This window comes from Agarivorans sp. B2Z047 (genome assembly GCF_023373605.1).
GTDB classification, from domain to species: domain Bacteria; phylum Pseudomonadota; class Gammaproteobacteria; order Enterobacterales; family Celerinatantimonadaceae; genus Agarivorans; species Agarivorans albus.
In genome coordinates, this window is the sequence record NZ_CP088080.1 from 1,642,280 (window position 1) to 1,658,324 (window position 16,045).

The 16,045-nt window shown below is 44.1% G+C and carries 14 protein-coding genes; 9 read left to right on the forward strand and 5 right to left on the reverse strand.

Going from position 1 to position 16,045, the window contains the following annotated elements; genetic code table 11:
* Positions 1-81 precede the first annotated feature (81 nt).
* Positions 82-1,311, reverse strand: a complete 1,230-nt coding sequence (gltS, locus tag LQZ07_RS07535) for a sodium/glutamate symporter (RefSeq protein WP_016400972.1) — start codon at positions 1,309-1,311, stop codon at positions 82-84.
* Positions 1,312-1,708: 397 nt separating this feature from the next.
* Here gltS and LQZ07_RS07540 point away from each other — a divergent pair, with 397 nt between their 5' ends.
* From LQZ07_RS07540 to LQZ07_RS07550, 3 genes are read left to right on the forward strand one after another with little or no spacing between them, the layout of a single operon-like run.
* Positions 1,709-2,740 (forward strand): efflux RND transporter periplasmic adaptor subunit, encoded by a 1,032-nt coding sequence (locus LQZ07_RS07540; protein ID WP_152779877.1) that lies wholly within the window; start codon positions 1,709-1,711, stop codon positions 2,738-2,740.
* Entirely contained in the window at positions 2,740-5,853 is a 3,114-nt protein-coding gene (locus LQZ07_RS07545) for an efflux RND transporter permease subunit (protein ID WP_152779875.1), read from the forward strand. The genes LQZ07_RS07540 and LQZ07_RS07545 overlap by 1 nt, the downstream gene beginning before the upstream one ends.
* 31 nt (positions 5,854-5,884) lie before the next feature.
* Positions 5,885-6,178: a hypothetical protein gene (locus tag LQZ07_RS07550; protein ID WP_152779873.1), complete on the forward strand. Its 294-nt coding sequence runs from the start codon at positions 5,885-5,887 to the stop codon at positions 6,176-6,178.
* A gap of 26 nt (positions 6,179-6,204) precedes the next feature.
* Here the strand turns inward: LQZ07_RS07550 and LQZ07_RS07555 are convergent, their stop codons facing one another.
* From LQZ07_RS07555 to LQZ07_RS07570, 4 genes are all read right to left on the reverse strand, one after another.
* Positions 6,205-6,486: an RNA-binding protein gene (locus LQZ07_RS07555; protein WP_016400976.1), complete on the reverse strand. Its 282-nt coding sequence runs from the start codon at positions 6,484-6,486 to the stop codon at positions 6,205-6,207.
* 115 nt (positions 6,487-6,601) lie between these two features.
* Positions 6,602-7,225: a PolC-type DNA polymerase III gene (locus LQZ07_RS07560; protein ID WP_152779871.1), complete on the reverse strand. Its 624-nt coding sequence runs from the start codon at positions 7,223-7,225 to the stop codon at positions 6,602-6,604.
* A gap of 85 nt (positions 7,226-7,310) precedes the next feature.
* Positions 7,311-8,624, reverse strand: a complete 1,314-nt coding sequence (locus LQZ07_RS07565) for an ATP-binding protein (protein WP_152779869.1) — start codon at positions 8,622-8,624, stop codon at positions 7,311-7,313.
* Between the two features lie 14 nt (positions 8,625-8,638).
* A complete protein-coding gene (locus tag LQZ07_RS07570; RefSeq protein WP_016400979.1) occupies positions 8,639-9,388 on the reverse strand; it encodes a response regulator transcription factor in 750 nt (249 codons plus the stop codon).
* 252 nt (positions 9,389-9,640) lie between these two features.
* Here LQZ07_RS07570 and LQZ07_RS07575 point away from each other — a divergent pair, with 252 nt between their 5' ends.
* The 6 genes from LQZ07_RS07575 to LQZ07_RS07600 all read left to right on the forward strand — a co-directional run bounded on the left by LQZ07_RS07575 (position 9,641) and on the right by LQZ07_RS07600 (position 15,973).
* The gene (locus LQZ07_RS07575) at positions 9,641-10,657 is read left to right on the forward strand and encodes a DUF2860 family protein (RefSeq protein ID WP_152779867.1); all 1,017 of its coding nucleotides are present in this window, start codon (positions 9,641-9,643) and stop codon (positions 10,655-10,657) included.
* 27 nt (positions 10,658-10,684) lie between these two features.
* Positions 10,685-11,503, forward strand: a complete 819-nt coding sequence (locus tag LQZ07_RS07580; RefSeq protein ID WP_152779865.1) for a hypothetical protein — start codon at positions 10,685-10,687, stop codon at positions 11,501-11,503.
* A gap of 218 nt (positions 11,504-11,721) precedes the next feature.
* Positions 11,722-12,918, forward strand: a complete 1,197-nt coding sequence (locus LQZ07_RS07585; RefSeq protein ID WP_016400982.1) for a YjgN family protein — start codon at positions 11,722-11,724, stop codon at positions 12,916-12,918.
* A gap of 5 nt (positions 12,919-12,923) precedes the next feature.
* Positions 12,924-13,928, forward strand: a complete 1,005-nt coding sequence (locus LQZ07_RS07590; RefSeq protein WP_152779863.1) for a M48 family metallopeptidase — start codon at positions 12,924-12,926, stop codon at positions 13,926-13,928.
* Positions 13,916-15,286 carry a hypothetical protein gene (locus LQZ07_RS07595; RefSeq protein WP_152779861.1) on the forward strand — a complete coding sequence of 457 codons (1,371 nt, stop codon included), beginning with the start codon at positions 13,916-13,918 and terminating at the stop codon, positions 15,284-15,286. Before LQZ07_RS07590 ends, LQZ07_RS07595 begins: the two co-directional genes overlap by 13 nt.
* A gap of 171 nt (positions 15,287-15,457) precedes the next feature.
* Positions 15,458-15,973 (forward strand): hypothetical protein, encoded by a 516-nt coding sequence (locus LQZ07_RS07600; RefSeq protein ID WP_152779859.1) that lies wholly within the window; start codon positions 15,458-15,460, stop codon positions 15,971-15,973.
* Positions 15,974-16,045: the final 72 nt, after the last annotated feature.

The following is a 16,045-nucleotide window of genomic DNA, read 5'->3' on the forward strand; positions in this document are numbered from 1 at the left end:
TAATTTTGCTGTAAATAGATATAAGAAACAAAAGCTTAAAAATTTTGAGGGTAAGGCTTAATAACCTTACCCTCAATGACGCTAGAAATTAGCTAGGAAGAATGGAATTAGCAGGGCATTCACTAAATCGATAAAGAATGCACAGACCAACGGCACAATGATGAAGGCTAGGTGAGAGTTACCGTAGCGTTGTGAAACCGCCGACATGTTTGCCATTGCTGTGGGAGTAGAACCTAAAGAAATACCACCAAAGCCTGAACATATCACCGCTGCATCATAAGATTTGCCCATGGCTGGGAACACCACAAAAATATTCACCAAGATAGCAATCAAAAATTGTGCGGCAAGAATCGCCAAAATTGGACCGGCTAAATCAATTAAGGTCCATAGCTGCATGCTCATTAATGACATGGCTAAAAAGGTGCCTAGTGATATGTCGGCAATTAGAGCAACGGCTGGTTTGCGAGACGGCCACTGGGTACCGGTTAAGCGCGGAAGCGACTGAGGTACCAAGTTGGTCATAACAATACCGGCAAACAAACAGGTAACAAACAGCGGTAGTTGCAGACCTGCTTGCGCAATGGCTTCGTTTAACAAGAAGCCAAGAATAATACATACATGAATGGCTAAGATCGCATCTAAGAAATCAAAACCGGTAATGCTGTTGTTCTTGTTTTCTTCAGCTACACCTACATCCAAAGGCTCTTCTTTTTTGGGCTTTAAGTTGTGTCGATTAACTAAGAACTGGGCAATTGGACCACCCATTAAACTGGCTAATATTAGGCCAAAAGTCGCACTGGCAATACCAATTTCCATGGCATTACTAATGCCAAAGTCTTCAGCAATCCGAGGCGCCCAAGCAATAGCGGTGCCGTGACCACCAATCAGCGACACACTGCCGCCTAGCATACCTACGGCAGACTCTAAACCAAATATTTTGGCTACAGTGATACCAGTTAAGTTTTGCAGGATCATGTAACCGATTGTAATACCTAAGAGAATAACCAGTGGCATGCCGCCTTTGAGCAAATCTTTAAGGCTTGAGTTAATACCAATAGTGGTGAAAAAGTACACCAGCAAAATGTCACGGGCCACTAGGGTAAATTCAATTTCAACAGAAGTGAGGGCGTAGATTAAACCAATCATTACCGAGAACAGAATACCGCCGGTAACCGGTTCGGGAATACTAAACTCGCGCAAAAAACCTACCGCTGCATTTATTCGTCTACCGATAAATAGCACCAAAATACCAATGGTGGCGGTAAAAAAGGAGTCAAATAATAGAACTCCATTGTCAAACTCAATACCCATATAACTTCCTATAGCAATTAATTATTTAAGCACACGTACAATATGCCGAGCAGGATCCGTCCTACTTAGGTGTATAAGTGGTGGAAAAGTTGCATTTTTTCGCAAACATTTCGCATTCAGTGTAGAGAGGGATTGTTGTTGAGTAAATCTAAACTGGCTATTTAATTTAGCGTAGAGTGAGCTTTGGCGTGGCTTGTAGCAAAAGAAACAAGCTTGCTTGTCTAAACAAATAATTTGCTTTTACCTGACTTTTTTTAATTAAAATTCGTTTATTGTTATCTTTTGTAGTGCATGATGCTGTTTGATTCGCATTTATGCAGTTTGTAATCAACTAAAGATAGACCCGCAACCTTTGCTTGCGCTAGAGTCTTCTCTCAGTTTGAAAAGGTAAAGAGTAATGCGACGCATCATTTTAGTTGTGGTGGCGCTTCTTACTGTTGTTACATGGATGTATTACAGTGACGACGCGGCTCAAACAGAGCAAACATCAAGTAAACCCGTTACCGTAGAAGTGGTAACGGTAGAGCAAGGCAAGCTCCGCGAACAAGTGCATTTATTAGGCAATGTATTCTCTGCTCATTCGGTAAATGTGAAAGCAGAGGTTGATGGTCGCATAGACACGATTGCTGTTAGCTCTAGCCAAGCAGTGCGTGCAGGCCAATTGTTGGTTCAATTAGACGACCGCCACCAACGTGCTGTGTTACAGCGTGAGCAAGCACGGCTTGATGATATTCTTCGTCAGCATCAAAATCTGCTGCAATTATTACCTAAAGGGGCTACCACCCAAGCCGAAGTTGACCGTTACGAGTCTCAAGTTGCTATGCAACAAGCCGAGCTCGCGTTAGCTGAAGCAGCGTTGCAAGACAGGGCTATTCGCGCGCCATTTGGTGGCAAACTCGGCCTTGTTGATTTAAGCCCTGGGCAGTTAGTTGACTCTGATACCGTGCTCACCACCTTAGATGATGCCAATACTTTACGCCTTAACGTTCCCGTTGCCGCGCGCCATTTAGGCCGAATTGAGGTTGGGCTGCAGGCTAAGCTACACCAAGCGGGTTTAAGCTCACGTATATTTAATGCCTCAGTGACTAGCATTGACAGCCGAGTGCGCGGCGAAAGCTTAAATGTGTACATTCAACTGTCTATCGACAATCAGCAAGCAGGCATTGCTCCAGGCACTTTGGTCACTGGCGAATTAGATTTAAGCGCCAGTGAGCGGGTATTGATTCCCCTACAGGCGATTGCTTATAACGGCGATCGCCGTTTTGCTTACCGAGTTAATCAACACGTTGCAGAAAAAGTTGAGTTGGAGTTAGGCCAGCGCGGCGACAACTTAGTAGAAGTACTTAGTGGCTTAAATGCTGGTGAACAGGTCGTGAATAAAGGCCTGGTGAAGCTGCATGATGGCATCGAGGTTGAAGTACTCAACTAATGAAAATATCTGATCTGTCGATGTATCGTCCGGTAGCGGCGATAGTATTAAGTTTGCTACTTATGCTGTTTGGGGTTGTAGGCTATAGCCAGCTGGCAGTGCGAGAAATGCCCGACATTGAAAGCCCTGTGGTGTCTATTGGTACGCCTTATCGCGGTAGTGCCTCTTCTATTGTTGAATCACAAATCACCAAGCCGATTGAAGACGAGCTTAGCGGAATTGATGGCATTGACTATATTTGGTCATCGTCGTGGGATGGCTGGTCAGGCATTACCATTACCTTTAAGCAAGGTTCGGATATGTTGGCTGCGGTGAGCGATGTGCGCGATGCGGTAAGCCGAGCGCGTAATCGCTTGCCTGATGATGTTGATGAGCCAGTGGTACGCAAAAACGACAGCGAAGAAGCCCCGTTTATGTGGCTTAATCTCACTGCTACTTTGCAAGACAGAGTAGAGCTTAGCGATTTTGCCCAACGGATCTTAATTGAGCGACTTAGCTTATTGCCCGGCGTGAGTGCGGTAAATACCTCAGGCTTGGTTGAGCGAGTGATGTATGTGGAGCTAGACCCCACCGCAATGGCTGGGCGCGGCTTAACCACCAACGATGTGATTGATGCCTTAAACCGTGAAAACTTACAATTGCCTGCGGGTTATGTGCGTAATGACAGTTTAAATATTGTGGTGCGCATGGAGCGCATGTACCAACAGGCAGATGATTTTGCCAAGCTACAAATTGCTAACTTTGACGGTGACCACGTTACTTTGTCAGACATCGCGCAGATTTACGTTGGCGCTAAAAAAGATGCCACTACTTTTAAAAGTAACGGCGTGGACAGCATGGGCTTGGGCATTGTGGCAATGTCTAAGGCTAACCCGCTAGAAGTAGCAGATACGGTAAAAAAAGAGTTGGCGGAGTTGCAGCGCTTTTTACCCTCTGGTGCAGAACTTACAGTTGATTACGATAGCACTGTATTTATTCGCCAGGCCATTAGCGAAGTGTATTCTACCTTGCTAATTTGTGCGCTGCTGGTGGTGGCGGTGTTGTACCTGTTTTTGGGGCGATTAAGCGCAACCATTATTCCAGCAGTAACCGTTCCGGTATCGCTAGTCGCAGCGTTTTCAGTGGCTTATTTATTTGGCTACAGCATCAACTTAGTGACGCTAATGGCTTTAATTTTGGCCATTGGTTTAGTGGTGGATGACGCGATTGTTGTGGTGGAGAATATTATTCGCCACCGCGCCGCTGGCGAGCCGCCATTAGTTGCCGCATTCAGAGGAGCTAAAGAGCTCAACTTTGCAGTAATTGCTACCACCGTTGTACTGGTGATGGTGTTTTTGCCTTTGGTATTCATGCAAGGAAAAATCGGTGATCTGTTTACCGAATTTGCTGTATTGCTGTCTGCGGCGGTGATCTTTTCTTCTTTAATCGCTCTTACCTTAGCGCCAGTGATGGCCGGTAAGTTGTTTGAAAAAAATCCCAATCAAGCCACCTGGATGAGCCGCTCGGTGGGGCGCGCCATGACTGCTTTGCAGCAGGCTTATGCCAAGCTGTTGACGCGTATTATTAACTTTAAGTTTTCTGCACTTGCGGTTGTGGCGTTATGCATGGGTTTATTGGTGTGGGCTTATCAACAGCAACAACCTGCCTTTGCGCCAAAAGAAGACCGAGGTGTGGTTAACGTCTATGTTGGCGGTGTAGAAGCAACGAGCTACCAGCGCATGGTTAAAAGCATGGCTGAGATTGAGCAGCGGCTATTGCCGATGATGAGTGATGATGGGCCAATCGAAACCCTTAACTATTCGGCGCCTGCATTTGGCAGCTGGGCAGATCACCAAGGCTTTTTCATTGTTCGCTTAAAAGATTGGAGTGAGCGCAGCCAAGATGCTGCCGAAGTGGTAGAGATGATCCGCGATGCAGCCCATGATGTCGCCGATGTTAAAGTGTATCCTTACCAGCCTAGTTTTGGCGGGCGAATGGGCGAGCCGGTGCAGTTTGTATTGCAAGGTGACGACTACAGCCAGCTCTACCAATACGCCTTAGAATTAGAGCAGCAAGCCAAAGACAGTGGCCTAATGCATGGTGTGCAGCTGGACTACAACCCTACAACGCCAGAGATATTACTGCATGTTAATCGACTAGCAGCCAGAGAGCTGGGCATTAGCGTTAATGACATTGCCAGTACTTTGGAGGTGCTGCTGGGAGGACGTGCTCAAACCCGTTTTGAAGAGTTTGGTGAAGAGTACGACGTATACTTAAAAGCCGATGAGAACCAATTTCAATCACCCAGTGATTTAAGCAAAGTGTATTTGCGCAGTGATACTGGCGCTTTGGTGTCTTTAGATACCTTGGTAGAAGCGCAAGATGTTGCTTCGGCTCGCGGCTTGTTCCATTACCAGCGTAAAAAGTCGATTAACTTAAAAGCCAACTTAAGTGACAACGTAAGTTTAGGCGAAGCTCTGAGCTTTTTAAATCAGGCATCTAGCGAGATTTTACCCAGTGGTTATACGGTTGATTACGCGGGCGAATCAAAAGAGTTTTACGATAACCAACGCGAGATCTGGTTGTTATTCGCTTTGGCCTTGCTGGTTTGTTACTTGGTATTAGCGGCTCAATTTGAGAGCTTTATTAGCCCAGCCATTGTAATGCTTACGGTGCCCTTAGGCTTGCTGGGAGGTTTGTTGGGCTTACTGATTACCGGAGAGAGTTTTAATATCTACAGCCAACTTGGCTTGTTGATGTTAATTGGCATGGCAACCAAGAATGGTATTTTGATTGTAGAGTTTGCTAATCAGTTGCGTGACCAAGGTTTAGCGGTTAAAGAAGCGATTATTAAAGCTGCCACCAATCGCCTACGCCCGATTATTATGACTGCCATGACCACTTTGTTGGGCGCGGTACCAATGTTACTGGCAACGGGAGCTGGCGCCGAAACGCGCTTTGCCATTGGTATAGTGATATTTAGCGGCATGTTGCTGGCCACTTTAGTCACACTATTTGTGGTACCGTGTTTGTATCATTTACTCGGTGGTTTAAGTGGTTCGCCAGAAGCCCGAGCAGATCAGCTTAATCAACAGCTTAAAGCGCCAAGTTTACTAACAAGTAATGACAACTAGTGGCAAATAATTTAAACGAGTAAGCAAACTAATGCGAAAGATGGACAAAAAACGCGATAAGGATATCGTAGCGGCATTAACTGAGGTATGTGAAGACGCCAAGCAACGCTGTGAGGGCTTTGCGTGGATTAGTCACAGTGTTAACTTTCAGCGCTTTCCCGACAGCCTGCAGGTGAGCTGCGCCTATGCAAGCCAATCTTTGTTAAGTGAGGCGAGTAAAAGTGGAGAACAACAGGAGCTTACTCAGCAGGTGGTGGCTGCGTTAGCGAACAAAGGGATAGTGATTTTAAAACCGCAACGGCAAATTAGGTTTATTAGCGAGTAACGGGCTTACTCGCTAATGGCTGAAGTTTATTCAGACTCTGGCCAAACAGTTTGTTGCTCAGATGGGCCTTTTTCTTCGGCAAACTTAACCCGTATTTTATTACCTGCTTGCTTGGTTGAATTTAGCGCGGCAATAGCTGCATTTGCTTCTGTTTCGTCAAGCATGCTGACAAAGCCAAAACCTTTAGATTTGCCAGTCTCATTATCCAATACCAAATCGCAGCTTTCTACAGCGCCATGGCTTTCGAATAAAGCGAGTAAGTCGGCTTCTGTAATGCTGCGAGCGAGGTTACGGACAAGTATTTTCATGGAACACCTATAATTGCGGGTGAATGTGTGCAAGTGAATATGGCGGCGGGAACCTCGCGTGTTGCAATAGCCCAAGCTTGGCGCAAATTCATGGTTTGTTTTATCTCACATATTGTTACGCAATTTTGTGTAAAAAGCTCGCGACATTTGCTTTGCTCTTACGACTAATTTGCTGCATTAGCGCAAAGCTTGGATTTATTAACGAATAGTGTTGCTCTAATTGCTCGAGTAAACACAGCCAAAGCTTGGCTGTCATTTCAGAATCGGCTAACGCACGGTGAAAAACGCCATCATTGTCGATGTTATTGTAAGCAACTAAGCTGCCCAATTTGTGGTTGGGCGCGTCTTGAAATAGGCGGCGTGACAATACCATCGAGCATGCAAAGTCGCCGTTAAGTCGTCGCCCTATTTGGGCAAACTCGGCTTCTAAAAAACGCTGATCAAAGGATGCGTTATGCGCCACCATATTGTGCTGGCCAATAAATTGATAAAAGCGCTCCATTACCTCATCGCAAGGAGCCGCCTCTTGTAGCATAGTATTAGTGATACCCGTGTAGTCTTCGATAAAAGAAGAAATGCGAAAGCCAGGGTTCATCAACTCTTGAAAGCGCGCTGTGGCTTGGCCATCTTCTAGTAATACGGCACCAATTTCTATGGCTCTATCGCCTTGAGTTGGCGTTAAACCTGTGGTTTCAAAATCGAGAACAACAACGGTATTAGCAGGGGCTTGAGCGGTCAATGGTGCGAGCTTCTAGTTATTTATTTGAGCCCACAATGGTAACGCCGCTCAGCGAAAAGGCAATGGTTAAGGGGGGCAATCCCAATTATTCTTTGTGGTCTTCGCTATTTTGGAATAGTGGTAGCTCTAGGGTGAATAAAGCGCCGCCTAAATGGCTATCACTGACACTGGCTTTGCCGCAGTGGTTGGTGACAATTCGCTCGACAATAGATAAACCTAAGCCATGACCACCGCTTTGGCGGCTACGGCTATCATCTACCCGTGCAAAAGGCAGGAAAATCGATTCGCGGTATTTCTCTGGTACACCGCTACCATCGTCATGTACTTCAAAAATTACCGATTTGTTGACCACATAAGCACGGATAAGAATGAGCTTTTCGGCATACTTTTGAGCGTTTACGATCAAGTTGTTTAGGGCGCGGCGCACTAGCTTTTCATCGGCCATTAAACTCAATCCCACCGGACATTCAATTTGAATCTTTAACTTGGGGCTAAGCTTAGAGAGGCGCTCACACATGTTGTAGAGCAGTGGGTAGGGGTTAATTGATTGCGGGTTTATTTCACGCGCTTTGGTTAACTGAGAAAAACTAATTAACTCGTGAGTTAAGTCTTCCAGGCTATCTAAGTCTTCATCCATTTCTTGAATATGCTCGTGCATGGTTTTCATGTCGGTAATTGAGCGAGTCATATCCAAGGCAAAACGTAGATTGTTAATCGGGGTTTTTAGTTCGTGAGACGCCGCCATGGTCATTGAGTCTTGCTCTTGAATCAACGACTTAAGTTTAGCGGCCATGCTATTTAAGCTGCGCGCCATGTGATTAATCGGCGAAGGCGCTTTTTCGTTGGCACTCACGTCGAAATCTCCGTCACCTAAGGCTTTGGTCACTTTAGCTAGGCGATAAGTATGGCGAGTAATTGAGAAAGAGAACCACATTACGGTAGCGGCTAAACAGCCACCCATTAGCGCTACCATGTACCAAAATAGCCAATCACCGTAATCCACAAACTCTTCGTCTAAATCTAACTCGAGAACCTGTTGGTCGGGCCATTGGTAATAAAGAACGATGTCGTCGTCATCTAAAAAGTTGCTTTTAACCGATATGTATTCGCCGTTACGCATTAGCTTTAATCGGGCTTCTGCGTCTAGTTCGGTAATCGGAAAAATGCGGATAAAGAAAGGGAATTCTTCTTGGTAGCGAGTGAGTACTTTGTCTACATCTGGGTTCTCTGCTTGCAGCAGATCTCGGTCTAGCAGGTAGTAAATAGGCAGCACAATTTGGCGTATTTGTTCGCGCTCAATGTGCTGCACCTTTTCTTCAATAATCACGCCGTAAATAAAGGTGGCGGCAATAATTGATAATACCGAAGACAGAAACAACTTTAGAAATAAAGTAATCAAGCGGGGTTAGCTCGCTATGCTGCTTTTACAAATAAATAGCCTTTACCACGCACCGACTTAATGTAGCGATAAGGTGGCGTATTGTCGTTTAGCTTTTTACGTATAGTTGATACTCGCATGTCTAGCGAGCGGTCGAGGCCGTCGTAATCAATGCCACGCATTTCTCTAAATAGTACATCGCGCGGCAATACGTGGCCTGCGTTGTCCATAAGAAAGTAGAGTAGGTCAAACTCGGCGTCGGTAAGCTCCAGCAGTTGCTCACCTAGCCAAATACGGCGCTGAGTTTTGTCGGCAATCAGCTCTTGGCAGATAATTCGGTTGGGGTGGCGAACCGGTTCGCTATTGCTTAGCTGTAAAGCATCGATGGCACTGGCGCGTTCACTGCGGCGCAGTGCAGAGCGAAGCCTAGCGAGCAAAACATGTGGACGCAAAGGTTTACTTAAGAAGTCATCAACACCCAAATTTAGGGCAGACACTTCGGTTACATCGTCGCCTTGGGCGGTAACCATCAAGATCGGCCCAGAATAAAAGTCACGAACCACTTGGCATACTTGAATGCCGTCCATGCCTGGTAGCATTAAATCTAGCAGCACTGCATCTGGAGAATGTTTGGCAATTAGCTCTGGCGCTTGATCGCCACGCTCTGAAGAAATAACCTCAAAGCCTTCGCTGCGCAAGAACGTAGCCACCAACTGTTGTTGGCGTGAATCATCTTCAATTAATACGATTTTTTTGTGTTCTTGGCTCAACTTGTTTCCCTGCATAGACAACTCCCTCAGCTGGCTCATTTTAGAGAGCCCTTAGGCCGATGCAATTACCACTTACAAAACTACGACAAATATCATTTAAATGTAAACTCATTCTCAATATCCAGTTTGGAATATCGGAAAACTGTGACTATCCCTGACATAAGACTGACTGAGTGAGAATTTGTCGCATTTTACAATGTGCTCAACAAGTGGTTGCTCGGCATGCAAACGCATGCTTGAAAGTCTATTAAAGGGATAGGGAACAGGATGAAAAAATTTCACACTAAGCGTCTATTAACAAGCAGCGTACTAGCTACGTTTGCATCTGTTGGTGCTGCCAATGCTACTGGTTATGTAGACGATGAGGCTGGGTTTGGTTTTGAGTTATTGCTGGGTGGTATGGTGGGCCAGCAACAATCTCAGTTTGATACTGATGACGATAACGCTGTGACTCAGGATCTTAATAACTCAGGCAATAAAAGTAGCGGTGTAAGCCCAGCTGTTTTAGCGGAGCTAAACTACACCTTCGCTAACAAGAAAACTCAGATTTTCTTAGGTCAACAAGAAGAAAACATTGTGCGTGGCCAAGACCAAGTTGAACTGGGTATTACCCAAATGGTGGGTGAGTATTCACAGTTAGAACTGGCGTATTTCCCTAAGCTGCCAGGTTTTAGTGAGACCTGGCAAGATCCATATTTAACCGGCAGTGCGCGGCAAAAAACCGATGCTGATAGCAGTGGCTTTAGGGTGGCTTGGCGTTATTTATTTGATACGCCGCTAACCTTGCGTTACGGCTTTGCGGCGGCAGATATAGAAAATGAGCGTAGTGGTCAAGCCTTTGGTTTAGATGCTAACGAACAAAAGTTAATGCAACGTGACGGCAAGTATCACCGAATCTCTGCCGAGATCTTGGCTTACGATGAAGATGGATTTACCGTGACACCTCAGCTTACCTATACCAAGGCTGATACCGATGGTGATGCAATGGCCTTTGATGCTTATGCCTTTGGCTTAGAAACCACCTACAGCTTTGCCGAGCGCCATTTCACTAGCCTTTACATCAATTATGCTAAGCGTGATTACAAAGGCCGTAATCCGATATTTAACCAAACTCAGGGCGATGACGATTTTGGTATAAACGCCATTTATGGATATGCCCAACCTTTTGATTTTGAGAATACCTCGGTATACCTGATGGCATCTTACGATAAAGGCGATAGCAATATTGAGTTCTATCAAAGCAAATCGTTAGGTTTGTTAATGGGTGTCGCTTACGAGTTTTAACAACTAGCAGGCTAAGGAGTAATCGTAATGTGGATAGCGCAACTTTCTAGGCTTAGTGTGATATTGGTGATGGTTGCTACATTTGGGGCTGGCATTGCAAACGCCGCTCATGAGTCTAGAACCATTATTTATCAAATTGCTGTGGAAGGTGATGTGGTTGGCGTTTACCAACGGAACCGAATCATCGATAACCAGTTTCCTAATGGCTTAGTCATTGAAGAAGAGGTGGAATTAGATTTTAGTTTTCTGTGGTTTAAGGAGTTTTATCAGCGCAGCGGAAAAGTAATGTTGGATAATGGAGCCTTGAAGCAATTCGCTTTTAAGGTTGATGAAAATCAAGAAAGCTATTTAATTTTTGGCAATGATAAATTAGAGCAAGGTATCCATATTAATGCCTTAGAAAACCAAGCTAGCAGCAACTCCACATGGACCAATAGGCTGTTGCAGTTGATTGAGAATGAGCATAACTCTAATGGTATGGCACTATTGCTAAATCGTTTTGAGCAAGCTCCTGATGCTATTTTACAACGCAGCGATTTTGATTCTGATTCTTTGAGTTTTCCTGATTACTTGATGGCATCCATTGATCATCAAAACACCCAGGTATTCAAAGTGCTAGATCTTGATGAGTTTGACATTATTCAGTATCAAGTTAAGTACTTAGGAGAGAAACCATTAAGTGCTGCAAACCGGGTGTATGTTAGTCATGGGTTTGCTTTGAATACCGAAGGAGAGAGCAGCGAGCTATGGTTAAGCAAAGATAAACTGGGGGCATTTATTGTGCAGCAAAGTGGCGTAGATGATGGAGACCATTACTCGGTGAACATGCAACAATATCTATTCTGAGTTTGTATCGAGTGAACAAATATAAATGAAGCACCCACTTAGTGTGCTTCATTTTTCTATAAATAGTGTGATTGAAAACGTTTTAATCACACTATTTAATCCTAAATTTCCCCCTCTTTGATTTTTAATAACAAAAATCTGTTTTATTTAGATATTATTGTCATTAAAGTCTTTTGACTTATTAATTTTCAATTAGTTAAACATCAGGATTTCTTGGCATGGAAAGTCAGCACTTAAGTGAAAACCGTTTTAAATTTCATGGAAAAACCGACGAGTATTTTGGAATTTGGATCGTTAATGTATTGCTCAGCATTGTTACCTTGGGTATCTATTCAGCTTGGGCAAAAGTGCGAAATAAACAGTATTTTTACGGCAATAGTGAACTAGCGGGTGAGCGATTCGAGTATCTAGCGAAACCCTTACAAATCTTGCTGGGGCGGATAATTGCAGTAACTCTGGTGATTATTTGGGCTGTGTCGCCAATGATAAATGAATTGCTTCAAGTTGTTCTAATGCTGGCGTTTGTGGCAGTGATGCCAGTTTTAGTGGTGAAAAATTTACGTTTTGATTCTCGGGTAACCCGCTACAGAAACGTTCGATTTGATTTTGTAGGCAGCTATGGCGGAGCCTACATGGCGTTAATGGTAATGCCGTTTTTAGCTTCCGTCATTTTTGCTTTAACTGCTGGATTAGTTATTGGACTTGGTAGTGTTATTTCACCTTTAGTATCAGGTGTACTAGGTGTAGTGGTTATTGGCGCTGGGTGTACTTACTTGTATGCCTTTATGGCTACTTACATGAGCCGCTATGTATTGAATAACTACCAATGGGGCAGCATGAAGTTTACTGCAGATATTGAGTCTGCGGCTATGTTTAAAATTTTCTTAAAAGCCGCAGCGGTTGGTTTGGGCGGTGTACTGGCTTTATGTCTAGTGGGAGCTTTGCTGGCGTTTGCTCTATTTAGCGCAGACTTTAGCCAACTCGGCGCTATGTTTGCTTCATTGGAGCAAGGCGGTACTGAAGACCTAGCAGCCGGCGGCGCGTTGGTTGGGATCTTCATGCTGATTTATCTCAGCTTCTTTTTGCTGGGCTGGTTTGTAACTGCCTACTTAAAAGCTTGTTTGCGAAACTATCAGTTTGGACAAACAGACATAGAAGGCCAATTGTTCATGGTGTCATCAGTAAAGCCTTTGGCATTTATGGGCGTAATGCTTAGCAATATGTTGATTATTGTATTCTCATTTGGTTTAGCGACCCCTGTTGCAAAAGTGCGTATGGCGAAGTTTTTGGCACAAGCCACGGCAGTACAGGGTGATATCGAAAGTATTGCAACTAACAACCAAGTAAGTGATAGCAAAACAGCCATTGCTGATGAGGTTGCTGATGCCTTTAGCGTAGAAATTGGCGTGATTTAAGCCACATGATCATTACCGGAAAGGTTTTTGTAGAAAATAGCTCAGTGTCTAGAGCTGCCAAGTTGCATTGCTCTGATGAAGGCTGGCTTGAGCTAAGTGATGAATTTGGCGCTATTCGAGCGCCGGTATCCGAGCTAGATATTGCGATGTCGATTGGCTCGCAAACGCGCGCCATTGGTTTTAGCAATGGCAGTCGCTTTGTTGCCGATGAACCAAGCCGTTTGAATAGTTGGCTGGATAAACAAGGCCAAGGCTCTTGGCTAAAAACCTTAGAGCGCAATGTGTTGATGATTATCTTAGCCTTTGTAGTGAGTGGGGCGGCTATTTACGCGGCTGCTAGCCAAGGGCTTCCTTGGTTAAGCCATTATCTGGCCGGAAAAGTGCCGGTTTCCATTAGCCAAGAGCTAGGCGAAAGGACGCTGCAGCAATTTGAAACTTTAGGTTTTAGTGAAACTGAAATCAAACCAGAGCAACGCCAAGCAATAGAGCAAAACTTTAATAGTTTGGTAGAACAAATCGATAGCCTACCCATGCAGCCTAAGTTGTACTTTTACCGTATGGGCGAAGACGCGAATGCTTTTGCGTTGGCTGATGGCAGTATTGTGGTGACCGACCAATTAGTAAAACTGCTAGATAGCCCAGAACAACTCAATGGCATTTTATTACATGAGTTAGCCCATGTGGCTCATAACGATGTGATGGCAAGTTTAGTGCGCTCGGCTTTGATCAGTACAGCTGTGGTGTTAGTTGTTGGCGATACAAGCTTACTGGTAGATGGCCTAGTAAGCGCCGCAGTACTAGGGGTAAGCCTTGGCTACTCTAGAGAAGCTGAGCAACAAGCCGACTTGTTCGCTTGTCATTGGAGCAAGCAGCTAGATTTACCTCAAGAACAACTACTCGCCGGCTACCAGCATTTATTCGAAGACCACGAGTCACACATTCCTACTTGGATAAGCAGCCACCCAGGAGATGAAGAGCGTTTAAGGCGTCTCTCGGCTTGTTTAGAGTAGTTACTATTAACAATAAAAATAAAACAGGAAGTTTAACAAATATGGAAAGTTTAAAAGTCTGTACTTTAGCCATTGCGCTAATTGGCTTGTCAGCCTGTAACTCTGATAGCGAAAATCTTATCGTTGAAAGAGACATCAATGAGGGCGTCACTGACTACGAATATATAGTAGCAAAAGAGCTGGCAAACGAGCGTATGCAAATATTTACTGGTTTAGGAATAAAAACTTTACTTGCTAGCGTCACCACAAGTGCATTGCATGCGCTAAATGAAGAAGAAGGTACGGCGACAATTTCTTGTGCATCTGTATCGTACGAGCCAGGTGAAGTTGAAGTTAGCTATCATAACCAGCAGTTAATTTTAGATTTTAAAAATTGTGAGTTGTTTGATGACGTCGTGACTTATATTCACTTTGACGGAACGGTTGTCGCCCACATATCTCACTTAGAGCATTTAGGAGAATACTTATCTTACAATGCATACTTGCACAGTGCAGATTTGATATATCGGGAACGTAAGGACAATATTGAAAGTTTTCCTTTAGACAACTTAGCCTTTTCTATTTGGCAGAAAATTGTAGATGAAGATCAAGTATCCCAAACCATCCTAATCGACAACAGTTGGTCAGTAGGTACTACGACTTTCTCGGACCAAACCACCGAATACGTATATACAAACACAGAAGTATCCAAACTTCTAAACTACTCTACGGGAAGGACCACAACAAGCTTTAGCGGTGTGGCAGAGTCTATTGATGGAACACATAAATTAACTTTTTCTAACTCTACACCTATCACGTCGATAGCAGGTTATGTGGATTTATTTGGTGAAGTGGAATATACAGACCTTAAACTCGATAAAACCTACAAAATTGATTTTTCTGGATCTAAAGGCCCGTTGGTTGAATCAGAGGCAAATAATAAACAAGTATTTGTTTCTAAGTTGCCTGGGTCTGTGTTTACCGGTAATTATTTTGGATTCCCTTGGCGTCGCTCTTCTTCATTTGGTTTTATGGTTGGAGCAACCCAACGAACTATTGGTGATAGTAATAACGAAATGGTTGAATATGGGGCTCAGTGGCGTCAAAGCCAAGTGAGTTTAAATGCTGAAAAAACCTCTGTGTTGGCGAGTTTTCCAGCTTTAACAGAAGAGGAGTTTTCTAGCTTCGTGCTTACCTCTTTACCATCAGACTGTTCTTCATGTGAAAAACAAGTAATCGACCCTTCTCTTTATGAGGTGCGCCAAGATGGTCCTTGGGTTTATCTAGATTTGCATGAAAACTTAAGTGACGAAAGCCTGAACTATTTTGCTGAGTTTTCTTCTGAATCTAAAGGGCAAACCGATTGGTGGTTGTTTTAGGTGTTAATGCTGGCTTCTAAAAGCGGCTTTTGCCGCTTTTTTTACATTTGCACAACAAAGATTTTCAACTCACAAAAAGATGTTTTATTTACTTGCTTGATGTTTTTAAGCTTGCCTGTATCAAGGAATTAGACTTAGTATTTGTCTGGGATTTCATTACAGGGACGGTAGATGAAGGTTTTATCTCGATTCGTATTTATTAAATTATTTCTTATATTCAGTATATCTTCTTTTGCAGATTCTATTGCCAGTTACCCGCCAGAGTGGCGTGAGTGGACTGTTGTAGGCATTAGCATGGTGCCTGGTAAAGATGTAGTTCTTCCGGAAGAAACGCCACTGTTTATCCAAGAAGCGGTGGCAGCATATAACTGGATTAATGACGGCAAAGGCACCAAGCTCACTACCTATGTTCATCCCGAAAAGGTAGACCAGTACTCTACACATGGCCCTTATGATGATGGTGTAACCGTAGTAGGGGTATATGAAACCCCAGGCGTGGTGTTTGTTACTGAGCATTTAGCTGGTGAGCCTATATATGGCACCTATGATACCCAGGGAAATGATATAAGTTCTCAGCATCCTACCTTTGAGCCGGAGTTTTGTAGCCGCTGTCATACTGCTTATCAAGATATTTGTATAAATGGAACCTGTAGCGTCCCAGTGATTGATTTGTTCAAAGATAAATAAACTACATGCCCTTCGCAAATGTAGTTAATAGTCATAAAATCAGTCAGTTACTCTTGGTGTCTCACCTGATCT

Bases quoted from the DNA above. Each gene is read 5' to 3' on its own strand.
- gltS (WP_016400972.1), bottom strand. From the start codon at position 1,311: ATGGGTATTGAGTTTGACAATGGAGTTCTATTATTTGACTCCTTTTTT.
- LQZ07_RS07540 (WP_152779877.1), top strand. From the start codon at position 1,709: ATGCGACGCATCATTTTAGTTGTGGTGGCGCTTCTTACTGTTGTTACA.
- LQZ07_RS07545 (WP_152779875.1), top strand. From the start codon at position 2,740: ATGAAAATATCTGATCTGTCGATGTATCGTCCGGTAGCGGCGATAGTA.
- LQZ07_RS07550 (WP_152779873.1), top strand. From the start codon at position 5,885: ATGCGAAAGATGGACAAAAAACGCGATAAGGATATCGTAGCGGCATTA.
- LQZ07_RS07555 (WP_016400976.1), bottom strand. From the start codon at position 6,486: ATGAAAATACTTGTCCGTAACCTCGCTCGCAGCATTACAGAAGCCGAC.
- LQZ07_RS07570 (WP_016400979.1), bottom strand. From the start codon at position 9,388: ATGCAGGGAAACAAGTTGAGCCAAGAACACAAAAAAATCGTATTAATT.
- LQZ07_RS07575 (WP_152779867.1), top strand. From the start codon at position 9,641: ATGAAAAAATTTCACACTAAGCGTCTATTAACAAGCAGCGTACTAGCT.
- LQZ07_RS07580 (WP_152779865.1), top strand. From the start codon at position 10,685: ATGTGGATAGCGCAACTTTCTAGGCTTAGTGTGATATTGGTGATGGTT.
- LQZ07_RS07585 (WP_016400982.1), top strand. From the start codon at position 11,722: ATGGAAAGTCAGCACTTAAGTGAAAACCGTTTTAAATTTCATGGAAAA.
- LQZ07_RS07590 (WP_152779863.1), top strand. From the start codon at position 12,924: ATGATCATTACCGGAAAGGTTTTTGTAGAAAATAGCTCAGTGTCTAGA.
- LQZ07_RS07600 (WP_152779859.1), top strand. From the start codon at position 15,458: ATGAAGGTTTTATCTCGATTCGTATTTATTAAATTATTTCTTATATTC.